Below are 25308 nucleotides of genomic sequence, written 5' to 3'. Positions count from 1 at the left end.
ACATTAGAGTAAGGCGTTGCTTATTTTTTTCAATGTTTTCTCAATTCTATACAGCCCCTAATCATTGCACTTAAATCTGTTGAGCTATACCATGCTTCACCATCTGGATGAGTATGCCACTCACCAATATAATAGAGTCCTTTGTTTATAAATAATTTTTTAAACTCGGATTTCAGATAGTTAGACTCTCTAGTAAACTCAATTCGACTACTCTTAAAAATCTCTGCTGTGATTGATTGTTCAATATACAAGGTTTTAAAATCATCAGAATATTTGCCAATCAAAAAACCACCATACTCTTTAGGGTAGTGCACACAGCTTGACTGATAAATACTTTCTAACAAGCTATCATCGACTACTAATTTTAAATTCTTGTAGTGTTTGGTAATAGTCAAAACTTACTCACTTTTAAAGACTCATAATTATTATCTTGATTAATTACAAAGCTATTTAGCTGTTTGTTACTAACCATGATATTGATATGTTTTAGAGCAAAATGTATAAGTGTGGAAATATCGTTGTAAGAAGCTTTGAAAGTAGGACTCCAGCAGCCTAAAGGATTATATAAATCTTCAACGTCATTTTCTAAAATATTATCAAACTGATGTCTAACGAACTTATAAGTATGTGGCGATACACCACAAACGAGTGATTGAGCATAATTAGTGATAGATAAGTTGATAATAGTCGCTGTAATATCAATTTTATCTAAAGTATGCATTAAATCATCATCAGTAGAACAGTCAAATATATAATCATAGTCTGATAATTCTGCTCTGATATTGTCAGCAAAAACTTCAGCGTAAGACTCAGATTTTAGATGTTCTGTAAAAAGACTATTACCAGCTTTAATATCGATAAAAGGTGATATGTTATAAAGTAAAGTACGTAGCTCGTCTACTTTATTAGCATAAGCATATATAAACTCATATTCTGAACGACAAATATTCTCAGGTTTTTTGATATCATAATCAACTAATGAGATGTCTCGGCAGCCACACCTTGTTAGAGTTTTAGCGACATTACTGCCTACCGCACCTACACCAATAATTAATATTTTTGAATTAGTTAACCTCTCATTAAATGAGCCACGACCAAAAAAATATGAGTAAGATGAGTTATTGGTTATTGCCCATGTAATACTCTTGTTTCTTAGTTTATAAATAGGCCTACCATTTATATCAGTTGATCCTTCAAAAATATTTTCATCAATGTTAATCAAAGCTACTTGCCAATGTATATTTCTATCTTTCGTATGAAAACCTATAAATAAAGATATTGGTAATTTGGGATTATATTTGCTTCTTACACTAATCACATATCTAGAGAGATACTGTAGAAAATCTTGGCTAACTAGACTTTCGAAACTTTTCCAGTTATCAAAAGAAAATCGCTGATTAACAGCTGGAGCATCTTCAATAAAGATATATAGTCCTTGCTCACTCTGATTAGCACTCATGTAGTGAGAGTTCCAATCACAATTTTTGACCGTAAAACTTGAATGGTCAATAAAACTTTGAACTAAATAATTACTTATCCGACTTTGATAGTATGGGGAATCAATTAATGATTTTAGAGAAACTGTCCCAAACTCTCCCTTCTTGAAGCTTTCTTTTACATCAGTAAACTGATAAGAGTAATGGCTACCTTTGAAAGGACCGTTATTGACGATTAGATGCTCATAATGACTATCTTTTTCTTCTTTAACTATATATTTAGTAATCCAGCTTTTAATGGCATTGAAATCCTGTATTAACTTCTGTCTGAAATCAATACAATGTTGATTATGGAAGCATACTGAACCATCACTCATCACATGACTGTATTCAATCAGATTAATATTTCTAAAAATTATTGTTTCAGAACCACTAAACTTGAATGGATATTGAGAATTGATAGTCACATCAAAGGTTATTGCTTCTGTCAGACCTTCAAAATCTAAATCTATATTGAAATTTACAATATTTTTATCGAAGTTGAGATCTCGTAAGTTAGATGCGTAGCTTATAAAGCTAATAGTATCTAATAGTTCTTCTTCAGAAAATCTCATATCTAACCAAAACGCTGTTTAGATGAAGGAGTAGAAACTGGAGTAGCTCCAGCAACACCATAGTTCAAACTATTATTACTAGCTTCTTTAGAAAATTCTTTGTTTTTCTCAAAATAGTATTCAATTTGTTTTTCGTTGTTTTCAATATTGGTTAGCATCCATTCAAAATCACTTTTTAATGATATTTTTTGATATGAATCTAATGTACTCATTAAATCATTGTTACTATTACCCGGGTCAAGCAGTTTAAATGTAGAGCTTTCAATATTATTTACAATATATTGGAGTACAGTCTTAAATTGCTCCCATAAATTACCTGTAGGTGATGTACTTTCGTAAGCTTTAATAGCTAAAAGTTCAAAGAAAAATGACTTATATTCTTTGCGTTTTTGGGACTTCCATATTTTCAATAGACGAACAACCCTTCGTTCATTATTTTTAGACTTAATATGGTCTATTTGCTTATGTATATTCGTCTTAAGATATCCTGTGCCATCAAATTTATGTAGATTAAGATCTTTATGAGTGTCGTCAAAAGAACCTTTGCTCGTTTCCCTTGCTGGTACTACATCGATATTAATTTCATCTTCCGTGAAGACTATCCCAATAGATACACCTTGATCACGCACTACTGCTTGGACACCGAATGCTTCTTTAATTCTTTCGCTGACATCATTAAACATTGATTCTAGAGTGCTAAAGCTACTGTACTTAAAAGGTGCGATTAAATCCAAGTCGAACTTGGTATTTATAGCAGTAAACTTTTTATATGAACCTGAGTTAAAAGGCTCATAGATGTTTGTACCGTACTCAGTAATTAAAAAATCTCTAATTTCTCGTCTTTTAGCTCGATATTGCTCAAGAGTTTCGTTGACATGTTGCATTCTATGGGTTTCCAAAACTTCTTGGAGGTAATCACTTTTATAGTCAGCCATTATCTTAGTCCTTTGAATAGTATTTACAAATCCATTTGAATAAATCAATACTGGATAGCGGGATTTAACCCAAAAGCCAAACCCGCCATCCATCAAAAAATTAAATCTTACAAGCCCCACCAGCACAATCATCTTCCATGTCCGCTTGGGCATCGTTCGCACCATCACGAGTGTTATGGTAGTACAACGTCTTCACACCCATTTTATAAGCGTTTAATAAGTCTTTTAGCAATATCTTCATCGGTACACGGCCACCAGCATAACGAACAGGATCGTAGTTGGTGTTGGCAGAGATACTTTGATCGACAAATTTTTGCATGATAGCGACCAGCTTTAGGTAACCGTCATTGTTTGGCATTTGCCATAGTAGCTCGTACTGATCTTTTAGGGTAGCAATCTCAGGCACGACTTGCTTTAAGATGCCATCTTTTGACGCTTTGATAGAGACCAGACCACGTGGCGGCTCGATACCGTTGGTCGCGTTGGCGATCTGACTAGAGGTCTCAGACGGCATCAAGGCGGTTAGGGTAGAGTTGCGTAGACCGTGCTCAGTGATATCCCTACGTAGCGTTTCCCAATCGAGATGTAGCGGCTCTTGGCAGATTTTGTCCAAGTCGGCTTTGTACGTATCAATCGGCAAGATACCTTGTGAGTATGTAGTCTCATTGAATGCAGGGCATGCGCCTTGCTCTTTTGCCAATTTGTTTGACGCTTTTAAGAGATAGAATTGCAACGCTTCAAACGTCTGATGGGTCAGACCAAGCGCGCTGTCGTCAGAGTAGCGTGCGCCATTCTTAGCCAAGTAGTAAGCGTAGTTAATCACGCCCACACCTAGCGTACGGCGACGCATGCTGCCGTTTTGAGCGGCTTTTACGGGATAGTCTTGATAGTCGAGCAGGGCATCAAGTGCACGGACGATTAATTCTGCTGGCTCTTCGATATCGCTGACGTTTTCGACTTTACCCAAGTTGACCGCTGATAGCGTACAAAGCGCGATTTCGCCTTCTTCGTCATTGATGTTATCAAGTGGCTTGGTCGGCAGAGCGATTTCCATACATAGGTTTGACTGACGAATCGGTGCGACCGTCGGATCAAACGGGCTATGAGTGTTGCAATGATCGACGTTTTGAATATAGATACGACCCGTACTGGCGCGCTCTTGCATCATCAGGCTAAACAAGTCTGCCGCTGGGATTTGACGGCTACGAATGCTTGGGTCATTCTCGTACTTGGTGTATAACTCTTCAAACTTGTCTTGATCTTCAAAGAACGCATCGTACAAGCCCGGGGTATCACCCGGTGAGAATAGCGAGATATCTTGACCTTTGATGAGGCGGGTATACATCGTTTTATTTAACTGGACGCCATAATCCATATGACGGACACGGTTGTCTTCGACGCCGCGGTTGTTTTTGAGTACCAGTAATGACTCAACTTCTAAATGCCATAATGGATAGAACAACGTCGCTGCACCGCCACGGACGCCGCCTTGTGAGCAGCATTTAACAGCTGTCTGAAACAGTTTATAGAATGGGATACAGCCAGTATGCTGGGCTTCACCGCCACGGATAGGGCTACCAAGGGCGCGAATACGACCAGCGTTGATGCCGATACCAGCGCGCTGCGATACATAGCGTACGATGGCGCTAGTGGTCGCGTTGATTGAATCTAGGCTATCACCACATTCGATCAGTACACACGAGCTAAACTGGCGTGATGGCGTACGCACACCTGACATGATTGGCGTCGGTAGCGAAATTTTGAACTCTGAAGTCGCATCATAGAAGCGCTTCACATAGCTCATGCGCTCAGCTCTGTCGTAATTGGCGAACAGACACATACCGACCAGCATATATAAGAACTGCGGGCTCTCATAAACGGTTTTGCTGACGCGATCTTGCACGAGGTATTTACCCGCCATTTGCTCAACAGCAGCATAAGCCAAATTCATATCGCGCCAGTGGTCGAGGTATTCTTCTAATTCATCAAATTCAGTACGGCTATAGTCAGCTAGGATATGTTGATCATATTTGCCAGCGTCAGTCAGTTTTTTGACATGGTCATATAGGTGCGGCGGAGTGAATTTATTATAAGCAATCTTACGCAGATGAAAGATGGCCAAGCGCGCGGCTAAATACTGATAGTCAGGCGTGGTTTCAGAGATAAGGTCAGCGGCAGACTTGATGATGGTCTCGTGAATATCACGAGTTTTGATACCTTCATAAAACTGAATGTGCGACTTTAGCTCAACTTGTGACACAGACACGTTATCCAAATCGTCCGCTGCCCAGGCAATAACCTTGTGAATTTTGTCTAAATCAATAGGCTCTAAACGTCCGTCACGTTTGGTCACTTGGATTTTGTCAATATGTGTCATGCTAGCCTCTTAGATGATTGCTTATATTATTCGCTAAGCGGTTAAGTCCGCGAAACGTTTATTATTAAATTAATAATCAAACTACTAATAATCAATAGCTTAGCGGTGCTTTTTTATGGCAAAAGCATCCAGCTGCTCGAAATAATGATAAAAATCATTGAGCACTACATGTAGCGTATTTATTAGTAGGTAGGCACAATATAGCGGGAAAATTTTGAAAATACTATATTGATTTTAGTAGCAAACTATGTTGCTAAGGGGTGAAAGCGCGTCCAAATTTTGGCAAAGGACGACGGGGCAAGGGTTAGGTGCGAATGACACAAATAATAAGTTTTTTGTAAAAATGGATGGTCGTTTGCTTTTTATTATTTGCTAAAGGGTCGAGTGATAGTTGTGGTCATCACCGTAATAATTCGGATGCAGATTGTACCGCAGACAACAAAAAATCGCCACCCATAACTTATTACTAGCGAGTGACGATTTGGACTAAAAAGGCATTAAAGTTTTTTATGCCACTTATAAAACAATACGAACCGTTTTTGCATTATCAAGTGAGGCATAAAGCGCATTTACTTGCTCAGCAGCGGTGAGGTATAAGTTGACCCGTGCCGAGTGAAAACGACCTGTTTTAGACGGCTTAACTTCGATAGACGCCAAATCAAAATCAGGGAACTGGCTACCCAAAATTAGCTTTACTTCATTGAGCAAACTCTCACGCTCGCCTTCATGACCGATGATGCTCAGTGGGTAGTTCATCGGGAACTCCCAAAGCTCTGGGTTTTGAATATCAGTCTTTTTGCCTACCAATGCGCCTTTATTTGGCGTCAGGTCAGTGACTTTCACTGATGGCTGATTGCTGGTTGGGTTATTTGGGCTGTTGTCGTTGTTGTCTTTTGAATCATCACTCATGATATGAGCCTCGCTTATATAGATAAATAGGAAAAAGTTAATCAGTCATTAGTAGTAAATAAGTAAGTAACTAACATTAAGTCATTCGAAAATCGCTGCTATAGACATTTAGTTAGTTAAACATCTGCTCAAATCATGCCAAAAGCATAACGCAAAAATCTGAGACAGGCTCAGTATGGTCGTAAGTGGCACTTAAATCAGTCAAGCTATAGTCGGTTCAATTTAAAAGTAGTACAAGGCAACCGAGTGTAGATGTAACTGTGATACTTCAAGCGAGGTTAACGCTGTCATACTTTTATAGTGGACTGGTTATATTAGGCAGAGAATATATGCACTGTTTATAGTGGTCTATGGACGATTATTCAAGTGAAGTCTGTATTTAGTCCGTTCCATCTTGAAGTAAGCTAAGTGGCTTTTATTAAAACTGTTAATAGAAGCTATTGCAAATAGCCATTGATAGGAGTGATATCAGGCGGAATATCCGTCTCTCCCAATGCTTCTCTTAGATTAATCTCGATGGTGCGTGATAAGGCAGTCAAAGGTAACTGATTAGCCGCCAAGCCAAAAGGTTCTTCTAACTCTTCACTAAGCGCGTCCAAACCAAAAAAGGTATAAGCAATCACCGCACAAACCAACGGGGTTGCCCAACCGAGTGATGCCACCAAACCGAAGGGCAACATAATGCAATATAAATAGGTCGTGCGATGTACCAGCAGCATGTAAGCAAAGGGCAGTGGTGTGTTATGAATGCGCTCGCACGCTGCCAGTACAATTGTCATAGAGGTCAGGCGCTCGTCCATGTTTTGTATGACTTGCTCCGATACCAGTCCTTGACGCCGAATATCGCCAAGCTGTTTACCCATTAGGCGCATTATATAATCAGGTACGTTTTTTGCTTGGCGCATACGGTCATGATGTATCGCTGCGACAAAAGGCTCGATATCCGCCCAAGGTGGCGTACCACGCAGTCGATGACGCACCGCATGGGCAAACGCAATGGTCAGATATACCAGCGTTCGCTGAGTATCGTGTGCAGTCGCATTGTCATCCTCGCCATCCTCTATGGCAGTCGCATCGTCATCATCTATAAAAGACAGCACTTGGCGGGTTAAGCTACGAGAATCATATACCAGCTGACCCCACAGTCCGCGCGCTTCCCACCAACGTTGATAACTGGCATTGTTCCGAAACCCAAGAAACAACGATAACGCAATCCCGAGCAAGGTAAAAGTTGCCATACCATAATAGGGAAACGAGTCAGGAAGCCAGTGCTGAATAATCGTGACAAGCGTACTAAGAATAGTAATCAGCAAAATTTGCGGATAGATTTTTGGAATGATTGATCCACGCAGAGTGAAAAATATCTTAAGGGCATTGGGCGTTTGCCGGACAATCATGTCAGTTTCCTAGCGATGGGGTATATGGAGACACTATTAAATGTCTCGTGTAATTCTAATACAGAATCAAGATCTGTAAAGCCCAAAAGACTATAAATTTATTCAAACTAAGAAGTAGGGTGGTTACTTAAGCTCGGTAATTGAGATAGCTAAAAAGTTAAATCCTCGGCGAAAAGGGCGATGTTTTTATTAATCTACTTTATGTATGTTAAAATGACGCCAAATATCACTTCTTAACTCTATAAAAGCTGTCACCACAAAGATGAATACGCCACCCTAGCTGACCCTCTCCTCAGTAATGATTGCTTCCTATAGCAATTACTCTCATAAAGCGTCTAACGCTTTTTCTTGTGCGCACGCCCTGCTTTAACGTTTGTATCACTATTCGATATATCTAGTGGATCATAGAGATTACTCCACTAAAAGTACGTTATGACGATAACTCGCTGACTATGATCGTTCACATTTTTATATTCATTATCTGACACGTAATGGGCAGGGTACCTAGATAGAGATGCGCCTAGATAGCAAAGGATCTAAATAAAGATGCGTCAGACTTTTCATGTAAGCTAGTTTTTAACTACTTTTTAGATACTTTCCAAATAGATGTTTTCTAAATAGTGATTAGATACTTCGTTTATTGACAGACTAAAGCAGTTCCCCAAAACTGAGTTAAATATGTTAAATACAATTAAAGAGCATTGGCTATCCAATGCGCGCGGCGATGTCTTGGCTGGCATGGTCGTCGCTTTGGCGCTTATTCCTGAAGCGATTGCGTTTTCTATCATTGCCGGTGTCGATCCCCAAGTAGGGCTTTATGCCTCGTTTTGTATCGCGGTAGTGATTTCGTTTGTTGGCGGTCGTCCAGCGATGATTTCGGCGGCGACTGGTGCGATGGCGTTACTAATGGTGACACTGGTCAAAGATTATGGCTTGCAGTATTTGTTAGCAGCCAGTGTGCTGACAGGTGTTATACAGATTATCTTTGGCTTCTTAAAGCTAGGAAATCTGATGAAGTATGTGTCTCAATCCGTAGTGCTCGGCTTTATCAATGCCTTGGCTATTTTGATTTTTATGTCGCAGATTCCTGAGCTGATGCCGCAGGCAGGTTCAAACCTAGTACACGTATACGGTCTTGTGGCGCTAGGTCTCATCGTTATCTATGGCTATCCATATATTCCAAAGATTGGTAAAGTGATTCCATCGCCATTGGTCAGTATTGTGCTGGTTACGGCTATAGCCATCTTATTAGGTGCAGAGGCTCGAACCATCAATGATATGGGCCAACTGCCTGATACCTTGCCGATGTTTTTGATACCTGATATCCCGTTGAACTTAGATACATTGATTATTATTTTCCCGTACTCTATCAGTCTGGCGATAGTGGGCTTACTTGAGTCTATGATGACCATGACTATCGTAGATGATTTAACTGATACCAAAGGCGACCGTACGCAAGAGTGCAAAGGTCAAGGTATTGCCAATGTGGTTAGTAGCTTTTTTGGCGGTATGGCAGGCTGTGCGATGATTGGGCAGTCTATCATCAACGTCAAATCAGGCGGTTATACACGTCTTTCTACTTTAGTGGCAGGCGTATTTTTATTATTGATGGTAGTGTTTTTAAGCGATTGGCTAAAGATTATTCCAATGGCCGCATTGGTCGCTGTAATGATTATGGTGTCTATCGGTACTTTTAACTGGGGTTCCTTTAAAGAGCTAAAAACCAAGCCGCTGCAAAGTAATGTGGTCATGATTACGACCGTTGCTGTGGTGGTCGCAACGCATAACTTGGCTTATGGCGTATTGATTGGGGTATTGCTGTCAGCATTGTTCTTTGCCAGTAAGATTGAGCGCTATATGAGTGTGCATAGTCACATGGATGAAGCAGCGCAAACGCGTTATTATCGAGTTGATGGTCAGGTATTTTTCTCATCAGCAGAGCGTATGATTGATTCCTTTGATATTAAAGAGTCTGTCTCTAACGTGGTCATTGACGTGTCGCGCGCGCATTTTTGGGACGTGACAGCAGTCGCCGCCATAGATAAAGTGATTATTAAATTTCGCCGTGAAGGCACTGAGGTAGAGCTCATCGGTTTGAACGAGGCGAGCCAAGCGATGATAGACAATTTCGGTGTGCATGATAAGCCAGATGCTGAGCAAAGCTTAGGTGCGCATTAAATTAGCTACGTATTAATAGTGTCATATTGATAAATATTATAAAGCTGAGTGTATCTCGGCTTTTTTTATGCAGATTAAAACCTGATTAGAAGACTATATTCTTTTATGGATAAAGTTTTTACAAGCTAATAGGATGGCAGAAGAGAAGGAATAGCTAGAAGGGAAGAAGTACTGGTTTGGATGATGCGGTATGAAGATAGTTAATCGTTATATTGAAATATCTAGATGTTTTTTAACAAAGAAAAATAGCTCTAAAGATTATGAGAAATTTTTAAAGCTTCAACAGCTCTTTTTCAACTTCATTGAGAAATGCTTCGATGTTAGCTTCATGACGCTGATACAACGTCCATTGCCCATGGCGTTCGGACGTAACCAATCCTGCTTTTTTTAACACACCCATATAGTTTGAAATGGTTGATTGCGACAATCCAGCTTTTTCTTGGATGTAACTGACGCATACACCATCCAGATTAGCATGCTCTGGTAATGACGCTGGAAAGTTAGACCTGTCTTTCAACCACTTTATGATTTGGCGACGCATGGGGTTGTTAAGTGCAGATATTATGTTTTCTGTATTCATAAAATGTGTGATATCGATACCTAGTTAATAATCAACAACTGTCAGAGTGGAACATTAGGTTTTTAGTTTACTCATTATAAGTATAAACACTAAAGCGGTGTAGATTCTATTTACCGCCAATGTGCCAACCATATACAAATAAAAGGCTACTAGTAGGATACAGCTTATAACTAGCGTTTATATTCTGACTATACGTTTCTATAACAGTAGAGTATACAGCCAAAACTAGATTAATTATGACAGTTGTACTGTCTAGTCATCGGAATATTGTCGAATAGTAACAATATATTATGGGCAAGAAAAGTCTGTTTCAAATCGAACTTAACACTAAACGTTGTTACGACTGACTTATTAAATACACGTTAGTTCTTTGCCAAACCAGCAGTAAAATAGTATTAGAAAGCTTCTGACATGACGAGACCATCCCGAATTCTGTGTAACTGCCATTTAGATTAAATGCCTGCTTATACGATCATCAAACATAATCATAAAGCGATTCAAAGCAGACGTCCAGTTACGAATGGGCATCGACCACTTTTTGGATGCCTGCTGGGTGGCTAAGTACACCACTTTGAATGCTGCCTGATCAGATGGGAACACCTTACGCTTATTCACTGCCGTCCGAATCACACTGTTTAGCGACTCTATCGCATTGGTGGTATAAATCACTTTTCTGATGTCTTTCGGATACTCAAAGAACACCGTTAAGCCCTCCCAGTTATTGCGCCAAGACTTAACCACGTGCGGGTATTTCTCGCCCCACACCTCATCAAAGTGCTCAAGATTGGCCTCTGCCATCTCAAGCGTATCAGCGCCATAGATGGCCTTTAAATCAGCCGCTACGGCCTTCTTATCCGTCCATGGTACGAACTTCATGGAGTAACGCACCATGTGTACGATACACAGCTGAACCTGTGCCTTTGGATAGACGGTGTTAATGGCATCAGGGAAGCCCTTTAGACCGTCAACACAAGCGATTAAGATGTCTTGTACGCCACGGTTTTGAAGCTCGGTAAGAACACCTAGCCAGAACTTAGCGCCTTCATTCTCTGAGAGCCACATACCAAGCAGCTCTTTTTTACCGTTAAGAGCAACACCTAGTGCTAAGTAAATGGCTTTGTTGATGATCTGCTTGTCTTGACGTATCTTCACGACGATGCAGTCTAGATAGACGATAGGATAAACACTGCTCAGCGGCCGGTTCTGCCAAGCGGTGATGTCATCTAATATATTATCGGTGACTCTTGAGACAAGAGAGCTTGAGATATCGACATCGTAGAGCTCTTTAATGCTCTCTACAATCTCGGTGGTGGTTTGACCTTTGGCATAAAGGAATATGATCTTGTCATCAAGGCCACTAATACGGGTTTGATGCTTGCGCACGAGTGTAGGTTCAAAAACGCCATGACGGTCTCTTGGGGTGGAGATTTCAAGATCGCCTGTGTCACTGCGGACGGTCTTTTTAGTGTGCCCATTGCGTTTATTTGGCTTATCCGCCTTTTCATGCTTGGGATAGCCGAGATGGTCTTCCATCTCAGCTTCTAAGGCAGTATCAATAAAGGATTGCATGAGCTGCTTTTGGAAGTCTTTGATGTTATCGAAGCTGTTCATACTACCAGCCATTTGCTCGGCCAGTTTTTTAATGTCAGATTGGTTAGTCATTGCTTATTCTCCTGTTAGTGGATTATAAGCAGTTACACAGAGTTTGGGAAAGGCTCGACATGACAAGGGCGTGTTGAACATTCAACACGCCCTTGATGCTTTATGTTCTTAAATTTTATTAAGCTTTTTTATTAATTTGGTTAGCATCGCGGTAGAGTACCGAAAAACCTAATAAGCATCGTCGTGATATTTTAGCTTTTTAGAAATGCCTCAATTTTTGGTTTAATAGTCATAGAAACAATGACCATTAATGTCAATCCTACTGGTAATGCAACTAGAAATCCTTCTAACCAGCCATTCAAAAATGCTGTCTGATTAGCAAAACCGATCGTCTTTGAGGCAGTACTAAAGGCCAACATAGACTCCATTATGCAAGCCATCACTACACCTGTGATGAGATTGCGTTTGTACGCTTTGGTATTAGGTAGCTTGTGATTAATAAATTTTGTGACCAGACCCATCAGTAAGAAGCCAACCGGCATAATCGCATACGCTGCAAGTAGCGCTCTAGACCAGTCTATAAAAAATGTATCGGAATATCCGACATTCATATAGGTCATCACACCTGTTAAGAGACCACCTATGACAGTCATTAAGGCAAGTATTAATAACACTTTGTAGAGCAACGGTGTTTTTTTAGTGCCATCATTCTTAGCGCTACCACTTTTAGAACCATCAATGAGCAGGGTCTCGGTATTTGACGGCATCGTATTTGGAGCCATAGTCATTTTCCTATCATCATAAAGAGCGTTTAATTATTCGTTGTTTTTTTCTGCCTGTCGATCGCTTACAGATTGGTCTTCTGCAACACCTGCTTTCCAGTAAGAAAAGGCATATAGCTCATCTTTAGACCACTGTTGCTCGACCTTTAGGTAATGACGAAGGGCTTTGACAGATGAGAATTCGTTAGCGATATAAGCAAAACGGCTCTGCTCTGCAGTTGGCAAATCGAGAGATTTTACTGTGTCGATTAATTGACTGCCTTGCGTTGGATCTGGGTTATGTAACCATGTCATGGTGATATTGGCCGCTGTCGACAACTCTTGCTCATCTTCTACACCGTGTACTTCGATGATGCATTGACCAGTCGCGCTGGCAGGCAAGGTTTCTAATATCGAGCCGAGCACTGGTATCGCTGTGGCATCGCCAATCAGTAGAAAATTATCTGCATCGGGACAAAGCGCTTTGGTTTTAGGCTTCATTAAGATGCCAATCTCGTCACCAACCTCAGCATGAGTAGCCCAGCCTGAAGCGGGCGCCTCGTCACCATGAGCGACAAAATCAATCCAGATCTGTTGTTTTGCTACATCAGCGCCGCGATGAGTATAAGTGCGAACAACGAATGTAGTATTGTCATTTAGGTCAATTGGCTGAGCTTTATCGACGGGAATAAGCACTTTATTGTTTGCACCAACTGTCATAGTCGCGATATTGGCAATAGTATCTGCTTGCCCTGTGAGGTATATACGGATGTAGTGCGGAGTAATCATTTGCTTGTGAGCAACGGTCATGATTTCGCGTACAGGTTTTTGATTTATTGTGTTATTCATACGGATCTGTCCTTACTTATTTATCGGTAGTCTGGCTGTTGTTAACGTTGTCTATCATGGTGCGACTGACACGGAAAAATAACGCAAGCTCTACGAGGCTTAAATCTTTCGTTAATTGCTGTCTTGTCCATTCCTCTGCTGCATCAAGCTTTGTCATAACTTCTTCGCCTTTAGGAGTCAGCTGTAGTAATTGGCTGCGACCATCAAGCGGGTTATCTGTCTTTAATATTAGCTCAGCCGCCAATAGGTCATTTAAGGCACGAGTGATTTGCGCTTTGTCTCGCTGCATGTGTTTAGAGATCGATAGCGCAGTGCTATTCGGGTTATAACACACACCTTTTAAGGTTCTGATATTAGTCACGGACAACTCGACACCTTGCTGACGAATGCCTTCTAGCAGTAGATTGGTATAGGTATGCATCAATTGATGTAGTGTTTCGCTCAATGAATTGTTAGACATAAAAACTCTTTGATATAGTTGATAGAAGCAACTATATATAATAAGGTTGATAGTGTCAACTATAAAGTGATTTTTGAAGGAGAGTCTGTATCTATAGTTAGATAATTTTGAATAAGAGAAGACAGTAGAAGGTAAAGTAAATAGGGGTGTATATTGAACGAGGAGCTTTCGGGTTAAAGGGATTTATGACTAGGAGGCTTTGCAATTGAGAAGATTTGTAATTAACAAACATCGTAATTAACAAACGCTGTAATTAATAATTTCGAGGATTAAAAAGCAGGCATAAAAAAGCTGAGATATACTCAGCTTTTTTATTTTTAGCAACTATCTGAAACCTATTAACTAGGCTCAGTATTTCTCTGAGAATCTAATCATTTTCAAGGAAAGAGCGCAAGTGCTCAGAACGTGATGGATGACGCAATTTACGCAATGCTTTTGCCTCGATCTGACGAATACGCTCACGCGTTACATCGAACTGTTTACCGACTTCTTCCAAAGTATGATCGGTTGGCATATCGATACCGAAACGCATTTTTAGGACACGCGCTTCACGCTCAGTCAGGTTGCCGAGTACATCACGAGTTGCTTCTTGCAGACCAGCAGCAGTCGCATCATCAACAGGGCTTGAAATCGTACCATCTTCGATAAAATCACCTAGGTGCGAATCTTCATCATCACCGATCGGAGTTTCCATAGAGATAGGTTCTTTGGCAATTTTCAGTACTTTACGGACTTTAACTTCGTCCATCTCTAAGCGTTCGCCTAATTCCTCAGGTGTTGGCTCGCGCCCCATTTCTTGTAGCAATTGACGTGAGACACGGTTGATTTTGTTGATGGTCTCAATCATATGCACAGGAATACGAATGGTGCGCGCTTGGTCAGCAATAGAGCGGGTAATCGCCTGACGAATCCACCATGTGGCATAGGTCGAGAACTTATAACCACGGCGATATTCAAACTTATCAACGGCTTTCATCAGACCGATGTTACCTTCTTGGATAAGATCCAAGAACTGTAGACCACGATTGGTATATTTTTTGGCGATAGAGATAACCAGACGTAGGTTAGCTTCAACCATTTCTTTTTTCGCGCGGCGAGCTTTTGCTTCACCAACAGCCATGCGACGTGCCACATCTTTCATATCGTGGATTTTCATATCGAGCTGCTGCTCATAATCACGGATACGACGTTGTAATAAAATAACGTCATCAGTGACTTTTTCTAGCGTACCAGCAAATGCAGGCTTACCTTTGATACGTTCAATCAACCAATCAACGTTGGTTTCATTGCTAGGGAAGGTCTTACGGAACTCTTCACGCGGCATACGACCACGGCGAATCACCAAACGCATGATCTGACGCTCTTGCTTACGCACGTCGTCATAGACGTCATGCATGATAGCCATGACTTGGTCTGACAAGCGATTGTTTAGCTTTAACATCATAAAGCGTTCAGCAAGTAGGGCATATGCTGTATCAGCCTGTACGCTACCACGGCCATAATCAAGCAATGCTTGCTTGGCTTTAATGAATAGATGCTCAATCTCTTCTAGACGCAAACGAACCTCTTCTGGATCAAGGCCGCTGGTTTCTTCTTCTGCTTCTTCTTCAACGTCGTCTTCGTCTTCATCTTCCTCATCAAGAGCAGCTGCTTTCGCATTGACCTTGGCTTTGACAACCGGTGGGTTCTCTTTTTCTTCTTTGATGCGTTCACGCTCTTCTTTCGCCGCTTCTTTTGCTTCTTGGGCTGCGATTTTGTCTTCTTCGGTCTCAGGGTCTAGGAAACCAGTGATGACGTCAGAGAGTTTCTTTTCACCATCTTGTACTTTTTCATATTCGTCAAGGACAAACTGTACGGTACCAGGCCAATAAGCCATAGCATGCTGTACATCACGAATACCTTCTTCGATACGCTTAGCAATAGCAATTTCGCCTTCGCGAGTCAGTAGGTCAACCGTACCCATCTCACGCATATACATACGTACAGGGTCAGTGGTACGACCAGGCTCGGTTTCAACAGAGGCGAGTACTGCCGCTGCCTCATCTGCTGCCATATCATCATCACTTGAATCATCGTTCATCAAGATGTCATCGGCATCAGGAGCTGATTCAAAGATTTTGATACCGACATCGGTCAGCATTTGCACAATGTCTTCGATCTGATCGCTTTCGGTAATAGAGTCGGGCAGCTGGTCATTCACCTCAGCGTAGGTAAGATACCCTTGCTCTTTGCCCATTTGGATTAAGGTGGCCAGTTGAGATGTGGACTTAGAAACTGACTTATCGTTCATAAATACTCGCTTACTTGCATCGGACATTTTTATATTGTGACTCGCTATCGCTCGCTCTTTGCGTTGATCTTATCAATCGATTGATCAAAATATGGCGTAGAGGTTGTCAATAATATCAAAAATGAGTTGATATGAATAAAGGCTCAAAACACTACAATAACAATGCTAAAAAACAGCTAAAAATTAGAAAAGCTAAAAAGACTTCAATACAGTACCTAAAAAAATATAGTACTTAAAATTTAATACTCAAAAATAGTATCTAAAAGCAGATACGTAAAAATAATACCTAAAATTTGTGCTTAAAGATGCATGCTCACAATCATTCACCAAGCAGTGCTGTCAATATACAGTGACACAGTTTAACACAGACCGCAGTCGTCAAGCACGAGCTAGTGATAGCTACCGACCATTTTTTGCCGTTTATTTGCCATCAGCTAAATGATTTAGGAGTGACTCATGCTACTGGGCATAATCATTAGTAGTGGGGGCAGCTGCTAGACTTTTAAAGGGTCAACATTTGAAATTAAACATTAAGACTGCACAGTGACCATCTGTGCCGATTGCTCTGCCTGCTGTGCGCGTAGCCAATCATTCAATAATTGGGTTTGTTTACGGACGATCGCAAGCTTAATATGATCTGGGTTCTGTATCAGCTCTTGTATTTTTTTCTTCATGTTGCGCTCAAGCAGTTGGCTGACTAGCTCTTCGATTAAGCCATCAAGCCCCAAAATATTGCGCGCAGTTAGCGCTTTGTAGAAGCCGCCCCAATTACGGCTAAGCATATCTTGAGTCGCAGGTCTTACGTTTGATAAGATAAAATGCGCCGCTGCATTGACGTCTTTTGGTAGGTAATTAAGACAGCGCTTGATAGTGCTTACGATGTCTAGCAGAGCAGCATCTTGCAAGTCTTCCCACGCAAGCGGACGCAGTGTATCAGGCGATGCTTTTTGTTTGATATGAGCAGGTAGGTGTAAGCCATTAATTCCTGACTGTTGCCAAATCGATTCAATAGGGTCATCGATTAACGCGCGCGGCTGAAACAAAAAACAAAGCTGCAATTGCTGACTGATGGTCATATCACCATCAAAATCTAGCAGCGCATCTTTGGCCTCGACATTCTGACTGCGTTTACCGCCAAGCTTTTGATAAACGTCGTTGTTAAGCAAATAGCGAAAGCTACTGCCTTTGGGTAAGGCGGTCGTCAACGAGCGTACTTGAGACATGAGCTTGGCTTTGCCCTCAGCCAGACTCATGTCATAACGCTCACTCAAATACGCAAAAATATACTGTGATAGCGGCATGGCATTAGCGATTTGCTCACGCATGGCATCGCTGCCCTGACTCTTAATAAAAGTATCAGGATCATGATTGTTAGGCAGGGTTAAAAACCGCAGCTCTTTGTCATCGGCCAGTACGGGCAGGGCAACTTCAAGTGTACGCCAAGCCGCTTTTTGTCCTGCGCTATCTCCATCAAAGCTCAAAGTAAGCGTTGGATTGAGTGTCAGTAGACGCGATATTTGGCTTTCATTAATCGCTGTACCCATCGAGGCGATTGCCCCATAGATACCTGCTTGATAAAGAGCGATCACATCCATATAGCCTTCGACCACTAGCCAGCTGTCTGCGCGCTGCTGACGTGATTCATAATAGCCGTATAGTACATGCTGCTTATGAAAGACGGGTGAGTCTGAGGAGTTGATATATTTAGGCTTTACTTCGTCATCAAGCGCTCGACCGCCAAAACCAATAGTGCGGCCTTGGTTATCACGAATTGGGAAGATGACTCGGTCTCGCAATAGATCGTAGTCGCGGCCAGACTCTGACTGACGTACCAATCCTAAGGCTTTTAGTCCTTCAATATCCTGCGGAAATTGATGCTCAAGATGCTGCCAACCAAATGGCGCATAGCCAAGACCAAAGGTCTCAAAGATGTCTTCAGTGATACCGCGCGATAAAAAGTAGTGCTTGGCATGGGGGTGCGTGGTCAGATTGTGCTGATAGAACTGCTGGATTTGCTCTAGCAGCTCATATAGGTTGCCATCTTTATCATCGCTTTGCTCAATGCCATGAGCGTCCTGCATACCAGCGCCAGTATCCGTATCTGTCAGCCATGCTGGTGGATAGCCACTGTCATCTGCATGGTTTGGCGTATACGGCTCTGAGGAATACGAGTCCATCGAGTAGGAGGCTGAATCATACGCCTCTAATGGTGGAAAGTTCTCATAGCCCTGATTGTCATCATAACTGGGCTGATCGATGTAATTTTGGTCACTTTGGACGACATTATTTTGATGACTGTCTTGATAAATGCCTTGACGATTGTTTTGATGGTTGTCTTTGTTTATAACGTCTTGATTTACTTTGCTATGTTCTACAGTTGGGCTAGGCACATTGCGAACTGGTGGCGGTGCAATAGGTTTGGGTGCGCGACGTTGATAACTAACGTTTTGCTGTTCTTCTTTCGGTACTTCAATGCCTGTTTGCTTTGATAGTTCATTAACAGCTTCAATAAATGTCAAATTTTCATAATCACGCAAAAAACTGATGGCATTGCCACCGACGCTACAGCCAAAGCAGTGATAGATGTTTTTTTGTGGATTGACATAAAAGGAAGGCGATTTTTCACCATGAAAAGGGCAGCAGCCTTTATATTCACTACCAGCCCGTTTAAGCGTGGTGTGTTTGCCAATGATGCTGATCAGGTCAGCTTGGCTATTTAGTTGTTCAAGAATATGGTTAGGAATGCTCATACAAAAAACAGTTTACCATAGGTCGATTATGTTGGGGCAGAGGTAATAAGGTGCTGCTAGAAAAATAAGGCCAACATAATGTTGACCTTATTATCAATGAATACAGACTGTGTTAGTTAGGCTAAGCTAAGAAGAGATTTAACGTAATCAATTATTATCCATATCATTCACACTGTCGTCATTTAGTGTAGTGCGACGTGTCGGATTGGTATTTAGTGGATCGACGTTGGCTTCTCTTGCAGTTGAGCCAGTACTTGATTGGCTGGTCACGCGCTCAGCTGACGCTTCAGGCAGACCTAAGCCTACGCTAATACCATTACGCGCAGCAGCATTATTGGCGACTGAAGTATTGGCAGGCGTCGTGTTAGTCCCTGCTAGTCTCAACTGGGCTGCATTACGAATCATTTGTGTCTTGGTGGCGCCGTTATACTCGCCAGACGCGACTGATTTGTCAGTCGTGTTCGAACGACCAAGCTTGCCAAAGGTAATCTTATTGAGCCAAGTACGGTCACGTTTGGTGCTTAATTTTACACTACCGTTGCTGGTCAGCATTTCTGGGTAATTGATCTGCAATAGCGTTTTGTACTCATTCGCCAAATCGGTTAGACCAAGTTTTTCATGGCTATAAGCTAGTACCGCAAGAGCATCTGGCGTTGACTCACTAAGCGGGTAATACTGGAATACCCATTTGGCACGGTTAACCGCTGCTACATAAGCTTCACGCTCGATATACCAATTGGCTGCGCTCATTTCGCTCTCAGCAAACTGATTGTAGATGAACGTCATACGTTGAGCGGCATCTGGTGCATACGGGCTGTTTGGATATTTATTGATAAGCTCTTGGAAGTTGGCAAAGGCAATACGCAAATACGCAGTATCACGCTCAGCTTGGTTCAGTTTAAAGAGCTTTAGGCTCTCAGATGAACCTTCCATATTGGCAACGCCGCGCACATAGTAGGCGTAGCTGACTTGTGGGTTAGATGGGTAGAGACGGATAAACTGCTCAGCACTTGCTGCTGCCATTTCATACTTATCGCCTTCGTATTGTGCATACATCATGTCCAGCAAGGCTTGCTCAGCGTACTGTCCGGTTGGGTAGAATGTGCGCAGATTGGTCAGCTCTTCGATACCTTGGATATAGTGACCTTTGTCAATCTGATTGACGGCCTCCTTATAATACCCTTGCTCTGATTTTTCAGCTGTTTCTACTGCCTCGCCATCTTTGGCGCCAGTTAGATTTTTGAAAGTCTGGCAACCTACCAGATTGACGCTAAGCGCCAGTAGGGTTATTGAGGACAGTTTGATAAACGTATTGCCAACAGCTTGCATACTTCTTCTCCGACACAAGACGCATAATAGCAGCGGCGCTATCATGCTATATAAAAGGTTAGTGATAAAAAACGACGCTAAATAGTCAGCGATCCACCAGCAAAAATTTTTTATCGAATGCAGTTTTTGTTATGACGTATTGTACTGATAGATTGGGTTCGATACATAGCGCTTGTATAGTAAGTCTGTCATAGACCACATGCATTTAACCATAATCAAACGGTTTAAATGGCAAATACGATCAACAAAACCCAATGCTATTTTTATACTGTATCTAAATACGGCATTCGCATACAGTGCCATAGCATACAGCAAAACATGGCTATACTTTATAGAATAACATTTGCTACGTCTATTTTTTCGCCATCTATATTGTATAGGCAGTTTAACATGAGCGGCTGTCACGAGCGATATCGAATGTCGCTAGCATGAGTAAATATACAGTAAATTACAGCAATGTCATGTTCTAGAGAGTTAAGCGATGCATCTTACAGCCCAAAGGTATGCTCAAAAATTATCAGATAGCATGCAGCTTCTATAGGGCTTATGCGTGTGACATGATACACTAGAGCGATATTGTCTCCGCTTTTTTGTACCTTGAAGATTGTTATCTGCTATTTATAGGTAAATGACGATAATCAAAAAACGACAATTTTTTATACTGCTATTTATAATACTATCTTCGAAGTCACCTCACAAAACACTGTTAGGGACTTTGCCATGTATCAATGTATCAATCCGCTATGAATAATGATGCCATGACTACCAATTTATCACCGAATCAATCGCTAGATACTGATTCATCAGCACAAGAGTCACCAATGCCAAATGAAGTTTTGAACAATAATGAGCTACCTGATAATCAACCAATGATGAGTGAGCAAGTGCATGATGATGCTCTTGATAATGAAGAGTTGCTCATCGATGATGGTAATGATCTGAACGATAGTGACATTGATGATAATGATATTGATGACAGCGATATGGATGGCGACGACGATGAAGCCCCAGTAGCGGGTCAAGCTGTACCAGTGATTGTAGATATGACGCATGTGGTCACAGAAGATCAAGCTGGTCTGCGTATTGACAAGGTTGCCTCCCAAGCGTTTTCAGACTTTTCGCGTGTACAGTTACAGAACTGGATTACTGACGGCAGTCTACTCTATAACGGCAGTGTCCAAAAACCAAAAGTCCGTGTCAAAGCAGATGACGTATTGCATCTATCAACGACGTTACAGCAGCATGGCGAAGACCAACCAGAAAATATAGATATCGATGTTGTCTATGAAGATGATGACGTATTGGTAATCAACAAACCTGTAGGTATGGTGGTTCATCCGGGCGCAGGTAATCAAAACGGCACTTTGGTCAATGCACTGCTATATCATTATCCTCAGCAGCATCATTTACCGCGTGCAGGTCTTGTGCACCGTATTGATAAAGACACCTCTGGACTGCTATTGATTGGCAAAACCAAACCTGCACAGATGGCACTAATGGAGCAGCTAAAAGACAAATCTGTTTATCGTCACTATAAGTGTGTGGTGGCAGGGGACCAAGCAAGTTTATCTCGTCATCGTCGTATCGATGCGCCGATTGGCCGACATCGCAACCAGCGTACTAAGATGACGGTGATGACTGCTGGTCGCGAAGCGGTAACGCATCTACTAAATGTCACACCATTGAACGAAAACTACTGTCTACTAGATGTGGGGCTTGAGACTGGACGTACGCATCAAATTCGTGTGCATCTAAGTCATATTACTTATCCATTAGTCGGTGACCGTGTTTATGGTGGCCGTCGTCAGTTGCGCTCTGGATTGACAGAAGCTCAGCGTCAAGCTATCAATAATTTTCCGCGCCAAGCACTGCATGCCTATACGTTAGGATTCGTGCATCCGACGACAGGTGAAGACATTGAGGTGACGACGCCACTACCTGAAGACATGCAAAAACTGATGGCAGTACTAAGCGACGGTTATTATGAAGAGTAAACGCTAACGTTTACTATATAAGAGGTGAGAGCGAGCAGCCATGATGAACACGTTCCCGATGACAATAATTGCGCAAATTGATGATGTGGCTGTTTTTCAGACGGCTGCTTTTGCGTATGGTGATATTGATGACTCTGCTGCCCAAAACCAGCGTACGGGGTATGCGGGCCAGTCAAATTACGGCGATCTGAATCTAGGCCTTCATGTCAATGATAATGCCCTGCAAGTATTAGATAACCGCATGAATCTATTGGCTGCTATCAATGAGCAACTGACAGATAAGTCTGCACAAAACGAGCAACATGCGGCTATTAATCGCTTGCATTGGGTCAGTCAGGTTCATGGTAAACATATTCATGATGTCGATGCTACTACACTGAATATGGCGCCACTGTCTGCTGATGCGATGGTCAGTCAACAAGGTGGTCGCGGTCTGGCAATCATGACGGCAGATTGTGTACCGATTGTCTTATATCAGCCCACCAGTGGCAAAATCGCAGCGATTCATGCAGGCTGGCAAGGATTGGCCTGCGGTGTGATACAAGAAACTGTTAATCGCTTTACCGATTCAGGCCTTATACAAGCTTGGATAGGCGTTTGTATCAGTCAGGAAAACTATGAAGTAAATACAGACGTTCGCGATAAGCTATTGGCTGGGTGTATAGCCAACCAGACGTTGCCAAAGACGCATATCGATAACTTTGTGTCGCTATTTTCCATATCGTCTCATGATGACAAAATAAAGCTGGATTTGCCGAAGCTTGCTGCGATGCAATTAGACGCTGCTGGTGCTATAGTTGTGAATGATTTACCTGTTGACTGTAGTTACGCAAATACTCACTATTACTCGTATCGCCGTCAGACTCATATGCACCAGCCTGCAACAGGTCGGATGGCACTGGTCATCGTCCGTCGCTAGCAGCTTTATAGTTAGCGAACTACTAAACCGCTACGGTGTTACCCTCCCTAGATGTACTATATGTACAATCTACGGTCGGCTGCCTTGTAGCTGTTTTAGATTTCTTTGGCTATATAATAATGAGTAGTGGTAAGGAAGTGATAGACAAGAAAAAACAGCAGATTATTCTGCTGTTTTTTTTATTTAAGTGCTACATTTGTATTAACATAAGGCCTGTATTAACACGACATTTGTATTAGCAAACGGAGTCGCTAGATTTTGGTACTGATAAGCCAAATAAAGGACGTAAATACAGTGCCAAGAACGTACCTGCCATCGCTAGTATGCCCCAGATATAACCATGTAAGCTAAAAGAGGCGATACCACCAAAGTAAGCGCCGATATTACAACCGAACGCGAGACGGGCGCCATATCCCATCATCAATCCGCCGATGACTGATGCTGCAAAGTTACCAGCAGTAATCTTAGTAAACTTAAACAAACCACCCGCAGCAGAAGCGATAAACGCGCCAATAATAATGCCGATATTCAATACAGTGGTCGAATCTGCAAAGATAGAAGCTTCAAGAGCCGCTGCATTAGCCCCTTGCCAATAGCCCCAGCTAGCCACATCCATGCCAAAGCCGCTTGCAATTTTAGAGCCCCACAATGTAAATGCTGACGTAATACCCCACGGTTGACCACGTGTGAGTAATGTCAGACCGTTGAGTAAAGCTAAGACGATTGCGGCAGCAAATAGCGGCCAAGAACCACGAAAGATTCGTTTCCAACCAGAATCAGAAGGCACGGGCGCCATCTTTGGTGCGTTTCTTTTTTTCTCAACGACTAACGTCACCCATGCGATAATGCCGAATATGGCCAGCGACACCAGCCATGCCCCTGTATAACCAAGACCTGTAGAGGTTGCCAAAGAGAAAGGCGCATAAGCGGGCATCTCTTCTGTCCAGAATGGCAAGTGATAAGCACCAATCGTGGCGCCCACTATGAAGAAAATAAAGGTAATGAACATAACAGAGCGTCCACCGCCTACCGCATAGAGCGTACCAGAGGCACAGCCGCCACCAAGTTGCATGCCGATACCAAATACAAATGAACCTACAACTAGACTGACCCCTAATGGCGCGACATAACCTGCGACAGGACCGCCAAATAGCGTCGTGCCATAAGCAAGGATTGGCGCAAACAGCGTGACAGCAACCGCCAACATTAGCATGTGAGAGCGCATCGCTTGACCGTTGCCCACTGCCATCATACGTCTAAAAGCAGAGGTAAAGCCAAAGCGGGCATGAAAAAGGGTATAGCCTAACAAAAGACCTATGCCAAGTAGCAATGATTGAGAGATATGTTGAGTGGCTAATAGATACGCGAGCACTATCAATCCTACGATGCCGCCTCCCATAATTAAGGGTTTTTGTGGTGCATTTAACGCCAGATCATCTCTAACGATAGGATCTTTTGTGTCGTTTACAGGTTGAACGAGAGTAGTCAAGGTAATAGCTTCCTTATCCGATGATGTTATCAGATATCATTTTTATAAGAATTTATATGAGTATAGTTACGCAGGTTTGCAGGTTTGCAGGATTGGAAACTGTATTTCTGTTAATTCGATTGATTTGATTAAGCAGTAAGAAGCGTTACATCATAACCCTATTGTCATCAATGTAAATACGGAGAGATTAGAAAAAGTAGAATTAGTATATGATGATCTGGAATAAATAAACTGCTGTGTATATGACCTGATATCAATAGTTGTCTATAGTGCTGATAATTATAGGTTTATCAGGTATCAGGAATTTTTTATGTCATATTATCAGTTAATGCGACTTATCCATTTATACAAAATATATTAAAAATATATGTGCTCTGATTAGGGTGTGTATAGAATTCAAATGAGTGGCAACCAGATAAAGACACAAGCAAGCATTACC

Annotated in this window: 18 protein-coding genes; 3 read left to right on the top strand and 15 right to left on the bottom strand. The window is 41.9% G+C overall.

Features of this window, described 5'->3' with window-relative positions; all coding sequences use genetic code 11:
* Positions 1 to 29: 29 nt before the first annotated feature.
* The 6 genes from FQV37_RS10865 to FQV37_RS10840 form a co-directional block, all read right to left on the bottom strand.
* Positions 30 to 395 (bottom strand): Mov34/MPN/PAD-1 family protein, encoded by a 366-nt coding sequence (locus tag FQV37_RS10865; RefSeq protein WP_160022977.1) that lies wholly within the window; start codon positions 393 to 395, stop codon positions 30 to 32.
* On the bottom strand, positions 392 to 2050 hold the full coding sequence (locus FQV37_RS10860; RefSeq protein WP_160022975.1) for a ThiF family adenylyltransferase: 1659 nt from the start codon (positions 2048 to 2050) through the stop codon (positions 392 to 394). Before FQV37_RS10860 ends, FQV37_RS10865 begins: the two co-directional genes overlap by 4 nt.
* 2 nt (positions 2051 to 2052) lie before the next feature.
* A complete protein-coding gene (locus FQV37_RS10855; RefSeq protein WP_240991016.1) occupies positions 2053 to 3138 on the bottom strand; it encodes a nucleotidyltransferase domain-containing protein in 1086 nt (361 codons plus the stop codon).
* A complete protein-coding gene (nrdA, locus tag FQV37_RS10850) occupies positions 3086 to 5362 on the bottom strand; it encodes a class 1a ribonucleoside-diphosphate reductase subunit alpha (RefSeq protein WP_160022973.1) in 2277 nt (758 codons plus the stop codon). The genes FQV37_RS10855 and nrdA overlap by 53 nt, the downstream gene beginning before the upstream one ends.
* Before the next feature lie 516 nt (positions 5363 to 5878).
* The gene (locus FQV37_RS10845; RefSeq protein WP_320158009.1) at positions 5879 to 6205 is read right to left on the bottom strand and encodes a YbeD family protein; all 327 of its coding nucleotides are present in this window, start codon (positions 6203 to 6205) and stop codon (positions 5879 to 5881) included.
* 503 nt (positions 6206 to 6708) lie between these two features.
* Entirely contained in the window at positions 6709 to 7668 is a 960-nt protein-coding gene (locus tag FQV37_RS10840; RefSeq protein ID WP_160022971.1) for a bestrophin family protein, read from the bottom strand.
* A gap of 678 nt (positions 7669 to 8346) precedes the next feature.
* Between FQV37_RS10840 and FQV37_RS10835 the strand changes: the two genes are divergently transcribed.
* Positions 8347 to 9846 (top strand): SulP family inorganic anion transporter, encoded by a 1500-nt coding sequence (locus tag FQV37_RS10835; RefSeq protein ID WP_160022969.1) that lies wholly within the window; start codon positions 8347 to 8349, stop codon positions 9844 to 9846.
* A gap of 271 nt (positions 9847 to 10117) precedes the next feature.
* Here FQV37_RS10835 and FQV37_RS10830 read toward each other — a convergent pair whose 3' ends face one another.
* The 8 genes from FQV37_RS10830 to FQV37_RS10795 all read right to left on the bottom strand — a co-directional run bounded on the left by FQV37_RS10830 (position 10118) and on the right by FQV37_RS10795 (position 20467).
* The gene (locus tag FQV37_RS10830; RefSeq protein ID WP_240991015.1) at positions 10118 to 10387 is read right to left on the bottom strand and encodes an ArsR/SmtB family transcription factor; all 270 of its coding nucleotides are present in this window, start codon (positions 10385 to 10387) and stop codon (positions 10118 to 10120) included.
* Between the two features lie 486 nt (positions 10388 to 10873).
* Positions 10874 to 12088: an IS256 family transposase gene (locus FQV37_RS10825; protein ID WP_160022965.1), complete on the bottom strand. Its 1215-nt coding sequence runs from the start codon at positions 12086 to 12088 to the stop codon at positions 10874 to 10876.
* 191 nt (positions 12089 to 12279) lie between these two features.
* Entirely contained in the window at positions 12280 to 12810 is a 531-nt protein-coding gene (locus tag FQV37_RS10820) for a DUF2798 domain-containing protein (protein ID WP_205962087.1), read from the bottom strand.
* A gap of 33 nt (positions 12811 to 12843) precedes the next feature.
* On the bottom strand, positions 12844 to 13638 hold the full coding sequence (locus tag FQV37_RS10815) for a siderophore-interacting protein (protein ID WP_160022963.1): 795 nt from the start codon (positions 13636 to 13638) through the stop codon (positions 12844 to 12846).
* A 16-nt stretch (positions 13639 to 13654) separates the two neighbouring features.
* Positions 13655 to 14098: a MarR family winged helix-turn-helix transcriptional regulator gene (locus FQV37_RS10810; protein ID WP_160022961.1), complete on the bottom strand. Its 444-nt coding sequence runs from the start codon at positions 14096 to 14098 to the stop codon at positions 13655 to 13657.
* Between the two features lie 367 nt (positions 14099 to 14465).
* Complete coding sequence (gene rpoD, locus FQV37_RS10805; protein ID WP_160022959.1) at positions 14466 to 16388, bottom strand: RNA polymerase sigma factor RpoD; 1923 nt, start codon at positions 16386 to 16388, stop codon at positions 14466 to 14468.
* A gap of 530 nt (positions 16389 to 16918) precedes the next feature.
* Positions 16919 to 19138 (bottom strand): DNA primase, encoded by a 2220-nt coding sequence (locus FQV37_RS10800; protein ID WP_160022957.1) that lies wholly within the window; start codon positions 19136 to 19138, stop codon positions 16919 to 16921.
* A 147-nt stretch (positions 19139 to 19285) separates the two neighbouring features.
* Positions 19286 to 20467, bottom strand: coding sequence for an outer membrane protein assembly factor BamD (locus tag FQV37_RS10795; protein ID WP_160022955.1), 1182 nt, complete (start codon positions 20465 to 20467; stop codon positions 19286 to 19288).
* 758 nt (positions 20468 to 21225) lie between these two features.
* On the opposite strand from FQV37_RS10795, the gene FQV37_RS10790 reads away from it, so the two are divergent.
* Positions 21226 to 22461, top strand: a complete 1236-nt coding sequence (locus FQV37_RS10790) for an RluA family pseudouridine synthase (RefSeq protein WP_240991014.1) — start codon at positions 21226 to 21228, stop codon at positions 22459 to 22461.
* A gap of 40 nt (positions 22462 to 22501) precedes the next feature.
* Complete coding sequence (locus FQV37_RS10785; protein WP_160022953.1) at positions 22502 to 23380, top strand: purine nucleoside phosphorylase YfiH/LACC1 family protein; 879 nt, start codon at positions 22502 to 22504, stop codon at positions 23378 to 23380.
* 235 nt (positions 23381 to 23615) lie between these two features.
* Here the strand turns inward: FQV37_RS10785 and FQV37_RS10780 are convergent, their stop codons facing one another.
* Positions 23616 to 24869, bottom strand: coding sequence for a YeeE/YedE family protein (locus FQV37_RS10780; RefSeq protein WP_160022951.1), 1254 nt, complete (start codon positions 24867 to 24869; stop codon positions 23616 to 23618).
* Positions 24870 to 25308 lie beyond the last annotated feature (439 nt).

The sequence above is a fragment of the Psychrobacter nivimaris genome (genome assembly GCF_009812035.1).
GTDB lineage: Bacteria > Pseudomonadota > Gammaproteobacteria > Pseudomonadales > Moraxellaceae > Psychrobacter > Psychrobacter nivimaris.
Note: the sequence above shows the minus strand (reverse complement) of the source record. Positions and strands in the feature narration are given on the sequence as shown.

Coding starts and splice junctions, on each gene's coding strand:
- FQV37_RS10860 (WP_160022975.1), bottom strand. CDS start 2,050: ATGAGATTTTCTGAAGAAGAACTATTAGATACTATTAGCTTTATAAGC.
- FQV37_RS10855 (WP_240991016.1), bottom strand. CDS start 3,138: ATGCCCAAGCGGACATGGAAGATGATTGTGCTGGTGGGGCTTGTAAGA.
- nrdA (WP_160022973.1), bottom strand. CDS start 5,362: ATGACACATATTGACAAAATCCAAGTGACCAAACGTGACGGACGTTTA.
- FQV37_RS10840 (WP_160022971.1), bottom strand. CDS start 7,668: ATGATTGTCCGGCAAACGCCCAATGCCCTTAAGATATTTTTCACTCTG.
- FQV37_RS10835 (WP_160022969.1), top strand. CDS start 8,347: ATGTTAAATACAATTAAAGAGCATTGGCTATCCAATGCGCGCGGCGAT.
- FQV37_RS10830 (WP_240991015.1), bottom strand. CDS start 10,387: ATGCGTCGCCAAATCATAAAGTGGTTGAAAGACAGGTCTAACTTTCCA.
- FQV37_RS10825 (WP_160022965.1), bottom strand. CDS start 12,088: ATGACTAACCAATCTGACATTAAAAAACTGGCCGAGCAAATGGCTGGT.
- FQV37_RS10820 (WP_205962087.1), bottom strand. CDS start 12,810: ATGGCTCCAAATACGATGCCGTCAAATACCGAGACCCTGCTCATTGAT.
- FQV37_RS10815 (WP_160022963.1), bottom strand. CDS start 13,638: ATGAATAACACAATAAATCAAAAACCTGTACGCGAAATCATGACCGTT.
- FQV37_RS10810 (WP_160022961.1), bottom strand. CDS start 14,098: ATGTCTAACAATTCATTGAGCGAAACACTACATCAATTGATGCATACC.
- rpoD (WP_160022959.1), bottom strand. CDS start 16,388: ATGAACGATAAGTCAGTTTCTAAGTCCACATCTCAACTGGCCACCTTA.
- FQV37_RS10800 (WP_160022957.1), bottom strand. CDS start 19,138: ATGAGCATTCCTAACCATATTCTTGAACAACTAAATAGCCAAGCTGAC.
- FQV37_RS10795 (WP_160022955.1), bottom strand. CDS start 20,467: ATGCAAGCTGTTGGCAATACGTTTATCAAACTGTCCTCAATAACCCTA.
- FQV37_RS10790 (WP_240991014.1), top strand. CDS start 21,226: ATGACTACCAATTTATCACCGAATCAATCGCTAGATACTGATTCATCA.
- FQV37_RS10785 (WP_160022953.1), top strand. CDS start 22,502: ATGATGAACACGTTCCCGATGACAATAATTGCGCAAATTGATGATGTG.